This is a genomic window from Marinitoga arctica (assembly GCF_054657315.1).
Genome location: NZ_BAAHYY010000031.1, coordinates 1 through 16534, shown reverse-complemented (window position 1 = coordinate 16534; position 16534 = coordinate 1). Strand labels below are relative to the sequence as shown.

The 16534-nt window shown below is 25.5% G+C and carries 14 protein-coding genes; 2 read left to right on the top strand and 12 right to left on the bottom strand.

Annotated features, from left to right (window positions below; all coding sequences use genetic code 11):
- Positions 1-34 precede the first annotated feature (34 nt).
- Both ACYQ44_RS08525 and ACYQ44_RS08520 read right to left on the bottom strand, forming a co-directional pair.
- Positions 35-1228 carry a flagellin N-terminal helical domain-containing protein gene (locus ACYQ44_RS08525; protein WP_459996571.1) on the bottom strand — a complete coding sequence of 398 codons (1194 nt, stop codon included), beginning with the start codon at positions 1226-1228 and terminating at the stop codon, positions 35-37.
- Between the two features lie 16 nt (positions 1229-1244).
- Positions 1245-3365 carry a hypothetical protein gene (locus ACYQ44_RS08520; RefSeq protein ID WP_459996570.1) on the bottom strand — a complete coding sequence of 707 codons (2121 nt, stop codon included), beginning with the start codon at positions 3363-3365 and terminating at the stop codon, positions 1245-1247.
- 140 nt (positions 3366-3505) lie between these two features.
- Here ACYQ44_RS08520 and ACYQ44_RS08515 point away from each other — a divergent pair, with 140 nt between their 5' ends.
- Complete coding sequence (locus ACYQ44_RS08515; RefSeq protein ID WP_459996569.1) at positions 3506-5593, top strand: HAMP domain-containing methyl-accepting chemotaxis protein; 2088 nt, start codon at positions 3506-3508, stop codon at positions 5591-5593.
- Between the two features lie 27 nt (positions 5594-5620).
- Here ACYQ44_RS08515 and ACYQ44_RS08510 read toward each other — a convergent pair whose 3' ends face one another.
- The 10 genes from ACYQ44_RS08510 to ACYQ44_RS08465 all read right to left on the bottom strand — a co-directional run bounded on the left by ACYQ44_RS08510 (position 5621) and on the right by ACYQ44_RS08465 (position 15402).
- Positions 5621-6580, bottom strand: a complete 960-nt coding sequence (locus ACYQ44_RS08510) for an asparagine synthetase A (protein WP_459996568.1) — start codon at positions 6578-6580, stop codon at positions 5621-5623.
- Positions 6581-6852: 272 nt separating this feature from the next.
- Positions 6853-8682: a DNA mismatch repair endonuclease MutL gene (gene mutL / locus ACYQ44_RS08505; RefSeq protein WP_459996567.1), complete on the bottom strand. Its 1830-nt coding sequence runs from the start codon at positions 8680-8682 to the stop codon at positions 6853-6855.
- 4 nt (positions 8683-8686) lie between these two features.
- Complete coding sequence (gene rlmB, locus ACYQ44_RS08500) at positions 8687-9406, bottom strand: 23S rRNA (guanosine(2251)-2'-O)-methyltransferase RlmB (RefSeq protein WP_459996566.1); 720 nt, start codon at positions 9404-9406, stop codon at positions 8687-8689.
- Entirely contained in the window at positions 9406-9831 is a 426-nt protein-coding gene (locus ACYQ44_RS08495; RefSeq protein WP_459996565.1) for a Mini-ribonuclease 3, read from the bottom strand. The genes rlmB and ACYQ44_RS08495 overlap by 1 nt, the downstream gene beginning before the upstream one ends.
- A 12-nt stretch (positions 9832-9843) precedes the next feature.
- A complete protein-coding gene (locus ACYQ44_RS08490) occupies positions 9844-10494 on the bottom strand; it encodes a response regulator (protein WP_459996564.1) in 651 nt (216 codons plus the stop codon).
- A 2-nt stretch (positions 10495-10496) separates the two neighbouring features.
- Positions 10497-12029 (bottom strand): ATP-binding protein, encoded by a 1533-nt coding sequence (locus ACYQ44_RS08485; RefSeq protein WP_459996563.1) that lies wholly within the window; start codon positions 12027-12029, stop codon positions 10497-10499.
- Between the two features lie 12 nt (positions 12030-12041).
- Entirely contained in the window at positions 12042-12422 is a 381-nt protein-coding gene (locus ACYQ44_RS08480; protein WP_459996562.1) for a DUF1987 domain-containing protein, read from the bottom strand.
- 11 nt (positions 12423-12433) lie between these two features.
- Positions 12434-12976, bottom strand: coding sequence for a SiaB family protein kinase (locus ACYQ44_RS08475; protein ID WP_459996561.1), 543 nt, complete (start codon positions 12974-12976; stop codon positions 12434-12436).
- Positions 12954-13754: a GGDEF domain-containing protein gene (locus tag ACYQ44_RS08470; protein WP_459996560.1), complete on the bottom strand. Its 801-nt coding sequence runs from the start codon at positions 13752-13754 to the stop codon at positions 12954-12956. The genes ACYQ44_RS08475 and ACYQ44_RS08470 overlap by 23 nt, the downstream gene beginning before the upstream one ends.
- On the bottom strand, positions 13702-15402 hold the full coding sequence (locus ACYQ44_RS08465; RefSeq protein ID WP_459996559.1) for a cache domain-containing protein: 1701 nt from the start codon (positions 15400-15402) through the stop codon (positions 13702-13704). Before ACYQ44_RS08465 ends, ACYQ44_RS08470 begins: the two co-directional genes overlap by 53 nt.
- A gap of 111 nt (positions 15403-15513) precedes the next feature.
- On the opposite strand from ACYQ44_RS08465, the gene ACYQ44_RS08460 reads away from it, so the two are divergent.
- Positions 15514-16446 (top strand): enolase C-terminal domain-like protein, encoded by a 933-nt coding sequence (locus tag ACYQ44_RS08460; RefSeq protein WP_459996558.1) that lies wholly within the window; start codon positions 15514-15516, stop codon positions 16444-16446.
- Positions 16447-16534: the final 88 nt, after the last annotated feature.

Here is a 16534-nt window from a genome sequence, read left to right as displayed (position 1 = left end):
AAATACTCCAGTTGTTGAACTGGAGTATTTTTTATTATCTTAAAAGTTGTGTAACTTGTTGTGGTAATTGATTAGCTTGAGCCAACATAGCAGTACCAGATTGCATAAGTATTTGTTGTTTAGTGAATTCTGCCATTTCTTTTGCCATATCAGCATCTCTAATACGACTTTCAGCAGCAGTTAAGTTTTCTTGTGCAACACCTAAGTTTTTAATTGTATGTTCTAATCTGTTCTGAGAAGCACCTAATTTCGCTCTAAATGCAGATACTCTATATACAGCAGCATCAATAGCACTTATAGCAAATTCAGCATCAGATTGTGAATCTATTTTTATAGATGTAGTAATTCCTAAATCATCAGATTTCATACTTTCAAATCCTAAAGTGATAATTTGTCCTTCGTTAGCACCTACATGGAATTTTATAGGATCTACATTGTTAGTAACAATGCCATATACAGCAACAGATCCTCCATCAACCTTTGTTCCTGAGGCCAATGTTCCGCCGTAATCATTGATGGTTGCAATTTGATTAGAATCCCATGTTATTCCTACTGTAGCAGTTCCACCACTTAATGTTGCAGTAACTCTAGAGCCTGATAATGTTACACTTGTAATAGTAACCTGAGAAACTCCGTTAGCATCAATTCTAGATATTTTTATATCAAGTTGTGAAGTTGCTCCACCTTGGAATTGACCAACTTCAATAACAAAATTTCCGCTTGCTGTAATATTTGAAGAATATGCACCTACAGCAAAATGAGCAGATCCAGGAGATACTAATTTAGCTTCTGCGGTTCTTGTGCCTTTTATTGAACCATCTAATAGGTTTTTTGTGTTGAATTGTGTTGTTTTTGCAATTCTGTCTATTTCATCTCTTAATTCTGTAAATTCATTTTGTAGTTGAACTCTATCGGCATCTGTATTAGTTTCGGTAGAAGCTTGTACTGCTAATTCTCTCATACGCTTTAAAATGGAATGAACTTCATCTAAAGCACCTTCTGCAGTTTGAATCATTGATATAGCATCCTGGGAGTTTTTGATGGCTTTGTCAAGACCTTTAATTTGGTTTCTCATTTTTTCAGAGATAGCCAAACCAGCTGCATCATCTGCTGCTCTATTAATTCTCAATCCAGATGAGAGCTTTTCTAAAGTTTTACCCATACTACCTTTTACATTTGATAGCGTTCTCCATGCGTTTAACGCTTCCATGTTGTGGTAAATCCTCATAAACTACACCTCCGTGTTATTTGGTTTTAAAATGTATAGGATAATATTTCTTTTTACTGTCATCAACATCTGCATAACTATTATCAAATTCATCTATAATCTGAGAAGGGTCTATTTTTATTTCCCATGTTTGTGTTGAATCAAGTGTTATATTTTCTAATATTCCACTAAATTTAAGATGTTTGCTTTCTTGATCCGATGCTAATGGAATATTTATAATATTATTTGTATTATTTTCAAAAATTTTTACCGTAATATTTAATGAATCTCTAGTTATTATCTCAGATTCATCAAAAAAATCAATTACTATTCTAGGATTAGATATAGGATAGCTTATATCTAAATCATAAAAATCATAAGTACTTTCTTTTGAATAAACGTCTGTTCCTTCGATAGATACTCTATATAATTCTGGTGGATTATTTTCTTTAACAAGTACTTCAAATTTTTTTGTAACTAAATAATTACTATCAATATCTTTAGAAGAGATTTTTATATAATTATGACCTTTTGGAAATTCATAAGATGTATATTTGAAATTTCGTGTTTGAACAGGATTTGATGAAAACAATTCAATATCATTGATATAAATAGAGTATATATAAGTTGCAGGATATGAGTAATTAGCCTCTATATTGAAATTAATATCGAAATCATTTAATTTTGTAGACTCTGGATCAACCATAATTTTTTCTGGTAAATAATATAAGTACGTGCTTTCGTCGGAATTTTTTTGTATTAAAGAAAAGTTAAGATTGAAATTGTTTATAGCTTTTGAAACTTTAAATGTTTTATAATATTCTTTTATATAATTAGTGTCTGATTTAGTTATAGTCAAAGCTAATTCATAATTTCCTTCTTCTAAATGCATTTTTTCAGTTTCTAAGATAGTGCTATTTGTAGTTATATTTAATTTTTTATAATCAACACCATCTTTTTTTAAAATAAAATTATAATTGAGCTCATTTGAAAAGTCATAATTTTTATTTACTAAAACCTTAAAATAAACAGGATCTCTGTCTGTTATTAAAGAAGAGTTATCTATGTTTATGTCTTTATTCAAATAATCTTTTTTATAAATTTCCAGATTGGCTGTAAATTCTTCAAATTGTTCAATATTTAAATTTAATTGAATTTCAGTTGATTCATTAGAAATTAAGTTTTTTGCATATAAATTTAAAACAGTATTTCCGCTTTTTAAATATATTGGGCCGTATTTAAATTCTTTTTTATCTAGTAAAGAACTTGCTAAAATTCCATCATTATTTGATATATTGTATAAATAAGATGCAGGAAGATCATATTTTTCATTTATATTCATCTCTATATATATTGGATCTATAGTAGTTAATGTCGAATTATTTGATAAAATAATACCGTTATAATTATTTTTATAAATTTTTCCAATTAAATCAAAAGAAGTATCTATGTTCATAGGGTTTAATGTAATTGTAGTTCTTCCAAATCCATTATTTACTGTATCTAATACCTCTACAGATATTATGTGATTTTTATTTTCTAAAAATATAGGCGTTGATTCAAAAGTTTTATTTTTTAAAGAACCTTCTTCAACCAAATTATTATCAAGAAAAATTTTATAAGAAAAATCGCTATTGTACACAATTTCAGAATCAACAGAAATCAAAAGAGAATAATTTCTATATGGACTATAAATATTGTTTTTTAAAATATCACCTGTTTCTGTATTTTTTAAATTTACAATAGGCTCTAATTCTTTTTTATAATCATAAACATTTATAAATAATTTATTTCTGCTCGAATATTCTTCACCGCCAATTAAAAAAATTCCAATTATTTCATATTTGCCAGCTTCATTTATTTCAAAATTACCTGAAAATGTATTTTGATTTATGGGCTTTAAATCAATTGTCTTAATATTCGTTTTATCATTTATATTTGCTATATTTAAATGTGCTTGTCCTATGTTTGCAAGTGGTGAATCAAGTCTTAAAATTATTTCTCCATTTGCTTCGTTGACATCTTTATTTAATATAGTTTTTGTTTGTGAAGAAAATGAAATTTCCACATTTATATTAAATTTCGAATCTACAGGCTTTAAACAAGAAGATAAAAGAAATAATAAAAGCAGTATTATAAAATAAAATAAATTTTTCATAATATCCCTCCATGGAATAATCTTTCAATTTATCATTCTTTGAAATTTATTAAATTCCTAAAAACAAAAAAATGGAATTGTATAAAGCTTAATATAAATTTTATTTTTTATATGTATAATAAAATTACGGAGGTGAGAAAATGAAAATAAGAACAAAAATTATAATCGGTTTTTTAGGAATATTAATTATAGCTATTATAATTGGCATTTTAGGTTTGTTTTCTACAAATAGTATAAAAGATTCTGTTTTAAAAATAGCAAATGAAAATTTGCCAAAGGTTCAAAAAATTCTTTCAATATATCAACTCCAAACTTCAATAGAAAAATCTGAAATGGCATTGTTGGGATTACTTGATCAGCAATTAAGAAATGAAGAGTATCAAAAAATGAATGAAACATGGAATTCAATAAATAAATTAATTAATGAATATGAAACATATAATTTAAATAGTGAGGAACAGAAATATTGGAAAGAGTATAAAAGCAAATTAGCAGCATGGGAAAGTGCACATGCCAGTTTTATGGAGTTGTCTAGAAATTTAGATGAAACAAAGATACTTGATCCAAAATCGTTAAAATTGGATATAAAAACTTATGAAAGCGAATTATATAGACTAGCATGGGTTATTGAAAAAGCTATTTTAGAAAAAGAACCATTTAATGAAGAGTTAAATCCAAGAAATAGTGCTTTTGGTAAATGGTTGGAAAATTATTATACAGAAAACGACTACTTAGCAGATATGTTTGAAGAAATGAAAAAATATAATGAAGGATTTTTAAAAACTGCAAAGACAATTAATACAGTTATAAAAAAACAAAATGAAAAACAAATAGAGTTAATGCAAAGGGTATACAATAATTCTCTTATTCCGTATTTAGAAAATATATTCGATACATTTGAAACAATTAATCAAATAGCAGATGAGTCTTTACTTTTAAAAGAAGAAATGTCCGATCAAAGTTTAAATATAGATTTGCCACTATTTGAGGAAAGCGCAAAAATATTGAAAAAAATAGTTGATTACAATAAAATTGAAGCCGTTAGAAAAAGCGAGGAAGCGACAGCTAAGTCAAACAAAGCAATTGTTGTGGTGGTTTCAACGTTAATTGCAGGAATTATTATCTCTATTATATTTAGTTGGATAACAGTTCTAAGTATTATTAAACCTATAAAAATATTAATGAAAAAAATAAAGTCATTTGGTAAAGGAGATTTAACGGTTAAATTTAAAACTAATAATAAAGATGAAATTGCTGAAATGGCAAATGCTCTTGAAGTTATGGCAAATGATTTAAGAAAATCAATGCAGTTGATATATGATGCATCAGGAAAGTTATCTTTATCTTCAGATACATTAGCTTCTGTTTCAGAAGAACAGAATGCAATTTCGGATGATTTGGCTTCGCAGTCAAAAATTATTGAGTCTAATACAGAGGATGCGTCAGCATCTGTAGAAGAAGTATCTTCAGGAGTTGAAGAAGTAGCAAGTTCCGCTCAAATGATATCAACAAATGCGGAAGAATTATCTTATAAAGCAAATGAAGCTTCTAAAGCAGCAATAAATGGTGAGAAATCTGTAAAAAGAATTGTAGAAATTGTTGAAACAGCAGTATTGGAATCAAAAAATACACAAGAAAAAGTAAATAATTTATCTGATAAAGTAAAAAATATTGGCGATATAGTCGAAACCATAAATAATATAACCGAACAAACTAATCTACTTGCGTTGAATGCAGCAATTGAAGCGGCAAGAGCAGGTGAAGCAGGAAAAGGTTTTGCTGTTGTTGCAGATGAGATAAGAAAACTAGCAGAGCAAAGTAAATCTTCTACAGAAGAAATAGCAAAGATTTTAATATCTGTAAAAGATGGAGCCTTAAGCGCTAATGAGGCTACAAATAAGGTTGTTCATATTATTAAAGATATAGATTTTGAGTCTGAGAATGTAGTTTCACAATTTAAGCTAATTTTAGATAAAGTAGAAGAAATGAATATGAAGGTTCATGAGCTTTCATCTGCTGCTGAAGAACAAAGTGCCTCAACGGAAGAAATGGCTGCTGCTATGGATAGAATATCAAAGGTTATTAGTGAAATATCAGAGCAGGTTAAGTATATGGTTTCAGCTATAGATCAACAAACTCAAAGTTCACATCAGGTGAGCGAATCGGCAGAAGAAGGAAATAAATTAGCTCAATCATTAATGGAATTAATAAATAAGTTTAAGATATAATAAAACGGGCTTGAATAGCCCGTTTTATTATATAGAGTGTTTCCCTGGAGTTTTTGCAAATAATCTGGTTTTTTCCACATGATCTAAGGCTAACACCCAACGTGTAAATCTTTCTATACCAATTCCGCATCCAGCTGAATGCTTTAATATTCCAGATTTTGCAACTTCTAAGTAATCTTTAAATTGTTCAGGAGGAGTATTCTTTAATTCCATTCTTTTTAATATTTGTTCATATTCGTGTTCCCTTTCTCCCCCAGAAATAGCTTCTTCAAAACCTTCTGGATAAATAAGGTCAAAATCTAATAGAACATCAGGTCTTTCTGGATCTTGTTTATCATAAAATTCTCTTTCCATTAAAGGAATATCGATCATCCAAAATGGTTCATCAGCATTCAAAGAAGCTTTTTTTTCATAATCTTCTCCATATTTTTCTTTTAATTCTTTGACAGTATAACGTTTAAATGGTTTTTTAGGTGTTTTTAAGGAAGGATGATATTTTTCAATAATATCAGGATATTTTTCTTTTAAAATTTTAATCGTATGAATAATGGCATCTTCCATTACGTCGAAAACATCCTCCCTGCTAGATTCTAACATTTCCATATCAATTTGAACAAAATCAAATAGGTGTCTTCCAGAATCCATTTTATCTTCTGTTTCCAGTCTAACATTTGGCGATACTATGTATATTTTTTTATGAACCAAGACAGCTACTTGTTTGTGTAAAATCATAGATTTTGTTACAGAATATTTTTGACCATAATAATCAAATTCTGCTTCAAAATGTGGATGGTTTAAAGGATCTGTTATTGGCGAAACCGTAACTGGTAACAATTCAATAAACCCTTTTTCATCGAGAACATGTCTAATACCTTTTAATATTTCGCTTTGTACAAGAGTAGCATCTTTGTATACAGGGTTTTCTAAATATTCCTTTACTAATTTTACAGTATCAACCTTTCTTTCTTCTACCATCTTTTTTGTCATAATACTCTCTCCCTTCAAAATTAAAGTATAGTAAAATCTCTCCCTCTCCATTATTCATTATTTAAAATAAGAAATATTTAAATAAAAAACCGGCGCTGATTAAAACATTCAGCGCCGGTGTTGTATTATATGCGAAAAATTACCTCGCGTTACACCAACGCTGGAAGATATTATTATTATTGAAATTATTAAATTTTATTGATGATATTTTCCTCATATGTTACACCACCTATAATATTTTTTTCTTATTATACAATATTTTTTTTAGAATGTCAACTTCTCTCAAAAAATTCATCAATTTTTTTAAGTGGTAATTCCATTGATATTGGCCGTCCGTGAGGACAAGTAAGAATTTTATATTCTATAATTTTTGAAATTAATGTTTCTAATCCAACAGGATCATCACCAGTTTTTACTGCTGCTCTACATGCCATAGTGGCTATTGCATGATCAAAAATTTTTTCAGGAGTTTCAATACCTTCTAATCTTAATTCGTCTAATATTTCTATAATAGTAGATTGAGGATCATTTATTCTTATATTTGAAGGAAATCCTATAATATAAAATTCATTGTTGTTTTTTGTTATTTCAAATCCAAATTTTCTAATTTTTTCAAAATTATTTTCTAGAAGTTCTTTTCTAGTTGCATCCAATTTTATCTGAATTGGAAGCATGGTCATTTGCGTTGTTATATTTCCGTTTTCAAAAAATTCTTTTTTTAAATCCTCATATATAACTCTTTCATGTGCTGCATGAAAATCAATAAAATGAATAGAATCTTTTAATTCAAGGATAATATATCTATCTGCAACTAATCCAACAATTCTATAATGACTTAAATCAATATTTTTTTGTGATTGATTTATTTCTGGTTTAATATAAGTATTATTATTAATAATGTTTTTAATCAATTTTTTTTCTTCATAATGATGAACATTTGGAAAAGGAAGTGATTTTTTTTCTTTTTTGTTTTTTATCATAAATGTTTGATATTCTTTTTCATTCTCAGAAACTATAGTTTTTTTATCCTCTTTAGATTCAATTTTATTCATATATAATAAATTACTTTCTTGTTGTGTATTGTATGTATTTTGAACATTTATAGACATTTTAAATTTGGTTTGATTTATTAATGTTTCTCTAATTAACCGTTTAAATTTATTATATATAATGCGGGATTCTGAAATTTTCACTTCAAGTTTTTGAGGGTGAACATTCACATCAACTTCTTTGGGATCTATATCAAAAAAGATTATTCCATATGGATGTCTCCTTGATTCTAACATTTCGCCATAACCTGATTCGAAAACTGCAAACAAATCACCAGATCGAATATATCTGTTATTTATAAAAAATATTTGAGCAGTTCTATTATTTCTTGTAACTCTTGGATGAGAAATATAGCCTTTTATTTTAAACCAAGTTTCTTCAAAACTTATTTTAAAAAAGTCATTTTTTTTAGTTTCGGGAAATATTGTATTTATTTTTTCTATTAAATCCATATTTTTTGGTATAGAATATATAGTTTTGCTATCTTTTATATATTCTATACCTATATTTGTAGATAAAATAAATTTTTCTATAATTTCTGTGATCATTCTACCTTCAACTGCTGCAGATTTTAAAAATTTTCTTCTAGCAGGAACGTTAAAAAATAAATCTTTTACTTCTATTGTTGTTCCTGGCATAGCTGCAATTTTTTTTATATTTATGGATTCTCCGCCTACAAAATCTATAGAAGTAGCTAAATCATCACCTTTTTTTCTTGAGGTTATTTTCATTCTTGAAACTCTTGAAATAGCCGCTAAGGCTTCTCCTCTAAATCCATAAGTTTGAATAGAATATAAATCATCAACACTTTTAATTTTGCTGGTAGTATGAGGTTGGACTGCTAATAAAATTTCTTCCTTAGACATACCTATTCCATTATCTGAAATTCTTATATAAGTTTTTCCGCCATCTTTTATTTCAATAGTTATACTATCAGCATGAGCATCTAAAGCATTTTCAAAAAGTTCTTTTACTACAGCAAATGTTCCAGTAACAACTTCGCCAGCAGCTATTTTCATTATAACCGATTCAGGTAATTTTACAATAGCCATTTAATCACCTACTTTTTTGTCTAAATATCTCAAATAATAATATTCCTGCACTGACAGAGACATTTAATGACTCCACATTGTTTGCCATTGGAATTGAAATCAAAGCATCGCATTTTGATTTTACATTTTCTCTAATCCCACTTCCTTCATTTCCCATAACCAATGCAATATTTCCTGTTAAATCCATTTTATAATATACATTATTGCTCATATCTGCGCCGTATACCCAAAAATCTCGTTTTTTAATATTTTCTATAAATCGAGAAATATTTGTTACCTTTAATATAGGAATTCTAAATGCTAAACCTACTGAAACTTTTATTACGGTAGGTGTTACTTCTACTGAATTATCTTTTGGTATAACAATTAAATCGGCATCTGCAGCAAGAGCTGATCTAATAATGGCACCAAAATTATGAGGATCTTGGAGTTGGTCAAGTATAACAATTGTAGCATTTTCTTTTAATTTGTCCAATATATCCTCTTTGGCATATCTAAATTCTTTACCTATGTCGATTACCACTCCTTGATGTTTTGAAATATTTACCATTCTTTGTAACACTTTATCAGGTGCAAATGAATAAGAATAATTGTTTTTTTTAGATAAATTTATTAGATCATTTAAAGTTTTATCAGCTCTTTTGCTATCTGTAAAATAAATGTTTTTTACAGGATAATTTGAATTTATTATCTCTTTTAAAACATTTCTACCATATACGTACATCATTCACTCTCCTTATTTAAGGCATCCTTTGAAAACTCTAATATTTCATTTAATCTATTATAATCTTTTTTTAAAAATAAATATCCAATAACAGTTTCGAAAGCTGTGGCTTTTCTATATTCTATATCATTACCTCTTTTTTTTGCACCTTTAGAATTTAAACCTCTTTTATAAATACTTTTTTCTTCATTATTTAAAGTATCAATGATGTGATCAACAATTTTCGCTTGTGCTTTGGCACTCACATAATTTTTGCTTTCGTTATGTAATTTTCCCGCTTTTTTTCTACCAGTGTCAATAATATAATTAATAAAATATAAATTTATTACTGCATCTCCAATGTAAGCAAATGTATCAACTGGGACTTCTTTTAAATCCCTTATTTTACTTTCAAATAATTTCCCTAAATTATCTAACTCACTCATATTAAACTCCTTTCAATTATTTTCGATTTTCGCAGTTCCACCATGATGTTTGATTTTTAATATAATGTCATTTAAAGACTTTTCTATTTTTTTTATGTCCTCGCTTTCGTCAAAATATTTAAATACGATTTTTAAAGGTTTAATTATCAACAATCCATTTATAACTTGATTAATTTTTTCTATGGTTCTTCCATTTAATTCTCTTTTTATATATATTGTCAAAGTACTATTAGAATTTGTTACTTCTAAAAAGCTTTCATCATCTTTTTTATATAATTGTCTAATTTTAGAGACTTTATATTCAGACAATGTTATTTTTTTTAGGGCGTTAATTAACTTTTCTTTTGTTAGAGGTTTAATTATAAAATAATCAGCACCGTTATTTAAAGCGTTAAATATTTCTTTTTTATTATTTGAAACACTAATAACAATAATTTTTGAATTTGGAAAACGATTTTTAATAACCTTTATAGCATTCATACCATTGGATTTTTTTAAGTATAAATCTAAAGTAATAATATCTGGTTTAAGCTTTTGGCATTCATCTACAATACCAAATATATCTTCTAATTCTCCAACAATAGAATGCCCTAATTCTTTTAAATACTTTTTTAAGGTATTTCTGACATTTATATTATCCTCAATAATTAATATATTAGACATTTTTACCTCCTAGGAATTTCAATATTAAAAGTTGTACCTTTATTTAATTCAGAAAAAACAGAAATTTTTCCATTTAATTTTTCAATTTCCTTTTTTATAGAAAATAATCCAACACCTTTGCCAGCATATATATCTGAAATTCTTTTTTTTGAAGAATAACCATATTTAAATATATCTTGTATATTTTCAATCCCTTTTCCATCATCAGATATGATAATATGAATAACATTTTCTTTTTCATATATTTTGCATTTTATATTACCTCCAGAACTTTTATTTAAAGCTATTCTTTCTTCTGGTTTTTCTATACCGTGAACTATAATATTTCTAAATATATGAATAAGAGATTTTATAAATTCATAATAATCATCAATATCAATAAATACACTTGATTCTATTTCAAACGAATCAATTTTTTTTTCTAATTTTTCTGCCAGTTCCAATGTATGTTTTTTATATTGTTCAAAAATATTTTTAATATCATTTAAATATAATCTTTTTATTTTATATAACAATGTTTGAGAATATTTTATAGGTAAAGTAGTTTTTATATATTTTTCTAATTTTTTTAATTCTGTTTTATCAATCCAGATCATATCTTTTTTTAGAAAATCTTTTCCTAAAATATTATTAATAAAACTTAATTCTTCATTTAATAACTTATTCAAACTTTTAGATTTTATAAATGAGGTTAAATCATCTTTTTTAGATATATTCGATTCACTTAATATATTCAATTCATTTTCTAATTTATCTAGTTTTTTTCCTGCATGTATAAAATTCCATTGTATAAATATCCCTTTGTATGTATGAATTTTCCTATAAAAGTTTTTAATGAAACTTGATATAGAATAAGTTGTTATTTCATTATATACTTTACTTGTAACATATTCAAGGTAGTCTTCAATTTGTTTTTTTATAATATCTCTGTTTATTACAACATTTAATAGCATTTTTGTGTTATTTTTTTCAATTTCTATTTTTTCTTCTAAAGCTCTTTTTTCTGTAATATCTTGTATAATACACATAATATATTTTTCATTATCTAAATGAATAATCTTGTATTTAATTCTCAAAAATTTATCGTTTACTTTAACTTCATTAGGTAATAATTCTAAATATACATCTTCTTTTTCATCAGTTTCAAATATATGATTTAATATTTTTTTTTCAATATCATAATTTTCTACATACAATAAATCTAGAACATTCTTTTTCGAAATATCATTAGTTTCAAAAATATTTAAACATTCATTACTATATTCATTATGAATAATAAAGTCCTTACCAAACATTAAAAAGCCTTCTTCTGAATTATCTAATAATAATTTTAGTCTTTTTTTTGTTTCAATTAAAATCATATGATTTATATCACTAATTTTAGAAATTTTTTTGGTTTGTTTTAATAAAAGTTCATAATCATTAATTAATTGCTTATATTTGCTTATTAAATCCTCTAAAGAGAAGTTATTAGTTTCAATAAAATTCTTATGTGTTTCCAATTTTTCATATTCATTTAAAAAATTTTTATCCATTGGAACACCTCATTATTTTCTTATTAATAAAAAAGGAACGTTTAAATCTTCCATAAAATTTTCAGCAATTTCATATGAAAATTCGTTATCTTCATCATAATACCAATTAATTTTCACATTTTTTTTATTTTCATATGCATCTTCTAAAATATCGAGTATAAACATAATAGATTTGGTGCTGCTTGTATTTAAATAACTTATATCAAAATTAAATATAACTTGTGTTTCTGTATCCAAATTGTTAAAATAATTTTCCAACCATTCAAATACAGGACTATAGAAATCAAAGGAATTTTCAGGGTATGATTCTCCTTTTATTGAAAATATATTTTTTTCTGGGTCAAATATTATTTCAGGAGTAGATTTAGTTGGTTTAATAATTAATTTTTCCATTTCATTACCTCCTATTTAACTTTTATTATTAATATGAAATAGTAATAATAATTATCTAATTTAATAAAATCATATTCAAATTTTTCTGAAGCTCTTTTTGCCATTTCAAGAAAACCTAAACCTGCACCACCAGTTTTGCTATTTATAGATTCGCGTAATTTTTTTTTATATAACTTTTTAATTTCATCTTTATCTAAGGAATTTAAATAATCGATATAACTTTTCAAAAAATCCTTATCGTCTTTTCTTATAACATTTCCAGAACTGATTGTATAGTAATAATTACTTTTTCCTATTATTAATATTGAATCTAAATTATTTTTCTCTTTTTCGGATAATATTCTTTCATAGTTTTTTATATTTTGGCTTTGTTCAATGAAAACTGAAAAAACATTATTCGAAGAGGCATTAATATTTTTATCTTTTTTTACGTATTCTCTTAAAGCATGGCCTATTTCTTCGATAATTCCTTGAGAAAAAGGTCCGATGAACGTCATGATAATATTATTATTGCTAATGTATTTTTTAATATCAAGAATTATTTGTGGATTCAAAATATTTCCCCCCTTGAAAATAAGAAATTCTATTTCTCCCTCTTTTTTTAGAGTTATATAAAGATGTGTCTGCTAATTCAATTAATTCATCAATGCTGTAATTATTATTATATTCTACTAATCCAAAACTAGCGGATATATTATATTTTTTAAATTTATCATTTATCATTTTTTGTAACTTAAAAGCAACAATTAAAGAAGAGTTTAAGTTAGAATTAGGTAATATAATAGCTATTTCATCTCCACCCCATCTAAAAATATAATCAATAGACCTTAAATTGTTTTTTAAAATATCAGAAAATTCAATTAAAATTTTATCTCCAAAATTGTGTCCATAATTATCATTAATACTCTTAAAATTATCTATATCAATTATTATTAAACTAAAGACTCTATTTTCTCTATTAAATAAATTTATTTGATATTTTATTATCTCATCGAATTTTAAACGGTTATATAATCCAGTTAAAACATCTCTTTCAGACAATGTTTTAAAAAAAGAATTAGATTTTTCTAATTCTTTTTTCAATTTTAAAAGATGATTTTCTTGAATATCAGAGATAACTATTATTTTTTTCAATTCATTAAATAATTTGGTATATTCTTCGAGTAACTTTTTATATTCATTTTTTAAATCATCAAGAGAGATATTATTTTTTTTAATTATTTTTATAGAGTTTCTTATTAAGGAAATTTCTCTTTCAAAGATGTTTTTTGAAATATTTTCACCGCCTTGTTTTAAAAGCAATAATTGTAATATCATCTCTCTGTTCTTCATTCCTCATATATTTTTTTAAAGTACTTTCAAATATCTCTTTTTGTTTTGACATTTTTTCCTTTGAAGCATTTATTATTAAATTTATAAACCTTTTTCTTCCAAATCTTTTTCCTTCGGGATTGTTTTGATCTTCATAACCATCAGATGCCATATAAAAGTTCATATCATTTTTAATTTCTACGACATGTTCAGAAAATTTATAATCATTTTTTGATCTTTTGTATCCAATTCCCTTGTTGTCACCTTTTATCCTTATTACTTCATTATCTTTGGTATAATATAGAGATATACCCGCGCCGCTATAAATTAATTTGTTATTGTTAATATAACATAATCCTATTTCCAAACCATCATCATATCTATAATCATTATTATTTAAATTAATTGTATTTTTAAATAAAATATTTAATCTTTCAAGAATATCTGAAGGCTTTACTAAATTTGTATCATCTATTATTCTATTTAATATTGAATTTGCTGTCATTGTCATTAAGGCGCCAGGTACCCCATGTCCAGTACAATCTATTACCGCAACATAAAATGAACTATCATCGCGTTCTTTGTACCAATAAAAATCCCCTCCAACAATATTTGCAGGTTTCCATAATATAAAGAAATCTTCAAATTTCTGCTTTAGTAATTTTTCAGAAGGTAATATAGAATTTTGAATATTTTTTGCGTATAAAATACTATCCATAATTTTTTTATTTTTTTCTTTTAATTCTTTTGTTCTTTGTTCAACTAATTGCTTTAACCTTAAATTAGAGATTAAGATGCTTTGTAATATAACAAATGATATTAGCAAAGAAATTGAAATAACTGAATAAGATATAACTCCTTTATATACAGGTGCTAAAATTTCAGATTCTTCTACCATTGTGATAATATACCAACCAGATGAGATTAATTTTGTATAGGCAATGTAATAATTTTTTTTATTAATTTTATCTTTAATAATACCTTTGGAATTTAAAAAATTAGTATATTCAAATTTTTTATTAATTTTTTCTAAATTTTTATGAAGGATTATAGTACCTTCGCCATTAATAACAAAAGTTTGGCCACTTTTATAGGTTAATTCAGAATTTATTAAATTTACAAAATCACTAATAGAACAATCTATGGATAATACACCTACAACTTCATTGTTTTCATTTATTAATGCTTTTCCGGTAGATATTAACCATTTTTTTGTTTTGTATTCTTTATAGGGAGTTCCGATATATACATTATTTGGATTTTTAATACCTTCTAAATACCATGGTCTAATAGTTGGATCATAATTTTCAGGTACTTCCCAATTGTTTATAACTATTTTTTTGTTTTTATAACCAGTATAAATATATGCTATATTTTTATTTGAATTTTGATAATTTTTTAAAATTTCTAATACTTTTTTTTCGCTTTCTTTTGAAAATCCTGCATTGATAAAATCTTTGTCTTTTGAAAATGTTTCTGCAAAATGTATTAATTCCAAAAAATAATCATCAATGAATGTAGCAACAACAGAGTTTTCACTTTTGATATATTCTTGCGCTTTGCTTAAATTTATATTATAATAGTTAATAGAGAAAAATAGACCAATTCCTATTATTAATAACATAGATATAAATAATAATGGAATAAAAACTTTATGTTTATTTATCATATCAACACCTCGATAATAATATAATACTCCAAAGAATCTTATAAAATTTATATAGTTTATCATATTTATTATATCAGAAAATAATGTAAATAATAAATGAGGAGGAATACTATGAATAGAAAAAGAGATGTATATTATTGGCAGGAAAGAAGTGTGTTAAAGCACTTAAATAAAGAATGGATAGAACATGCGGTGTTTAAAATTGACCATAATGGAGTTGAGGGACTAGGTGCGGGAACGCCAAATTCTGATTATGGGGAGACATATAAGACTACAATGGCTGTAATAGAAAAAATGAGGAAATTAACAGAAGAGTGGGGCGATTTAAATGAATATGCTGAATTTGAAAAAAATATGAATGAAATAGTGAAATTTGATATGTCATCAAAAACAGCTGTTGAAATTGCTATTGCTGACTATATTTTAAATTCAAAAGGTTTAGATTTATCTAAAATATTATTTTCGAAAAAAGATTTAAATGAAGAAATGAAAAAGCTATATATTTATAAAGAAATGGGATATGCAATATATGATAAGTTAATAGATGCATTAGTAGTAAAAATTGAATTTTTTGAAAAATTATCTTTAGAAGAATTAGAAATATTAAAAGCAAATATTGATAGATATAAAATATGGATAGATTTTAAAGGTATATTTAATCATTATGAGGTAAAAAAAATATTAGAAGTATTTAAAGATGTTGATATAGTAGCTATTGAACAACCATTACCTGTTGGAAATGAATTTGCAGTTAAAAATTTTTTGGCAAAGTATCCTGTTTTTTGGGATGAATCATTTAAAACACTTCAAGATATAATTAGATTAAAAGATATATCAACAGGATTAGTTTTTGAAATTACAAAATTTGGAGGATTGCTAAGAACATCTGAATATTTGAAAGTTGCTGAAAATTTAGGGTTAGAAACTATGATTTCTTCAAGAATTGAGCATCCAATAACATTAAATTGGGCAAAAAAGATTAAAAATTCTTTTGACTATATAGATCTAGATTATGAACATTATATAGAAAAAACTTCTAAATAAGGAATCCAAGGGATTCTTTATTTTTTTTTAAGAATTTTATTGTTAATATTAAATAATTATAAATAATACAATAAAATAATATATAATA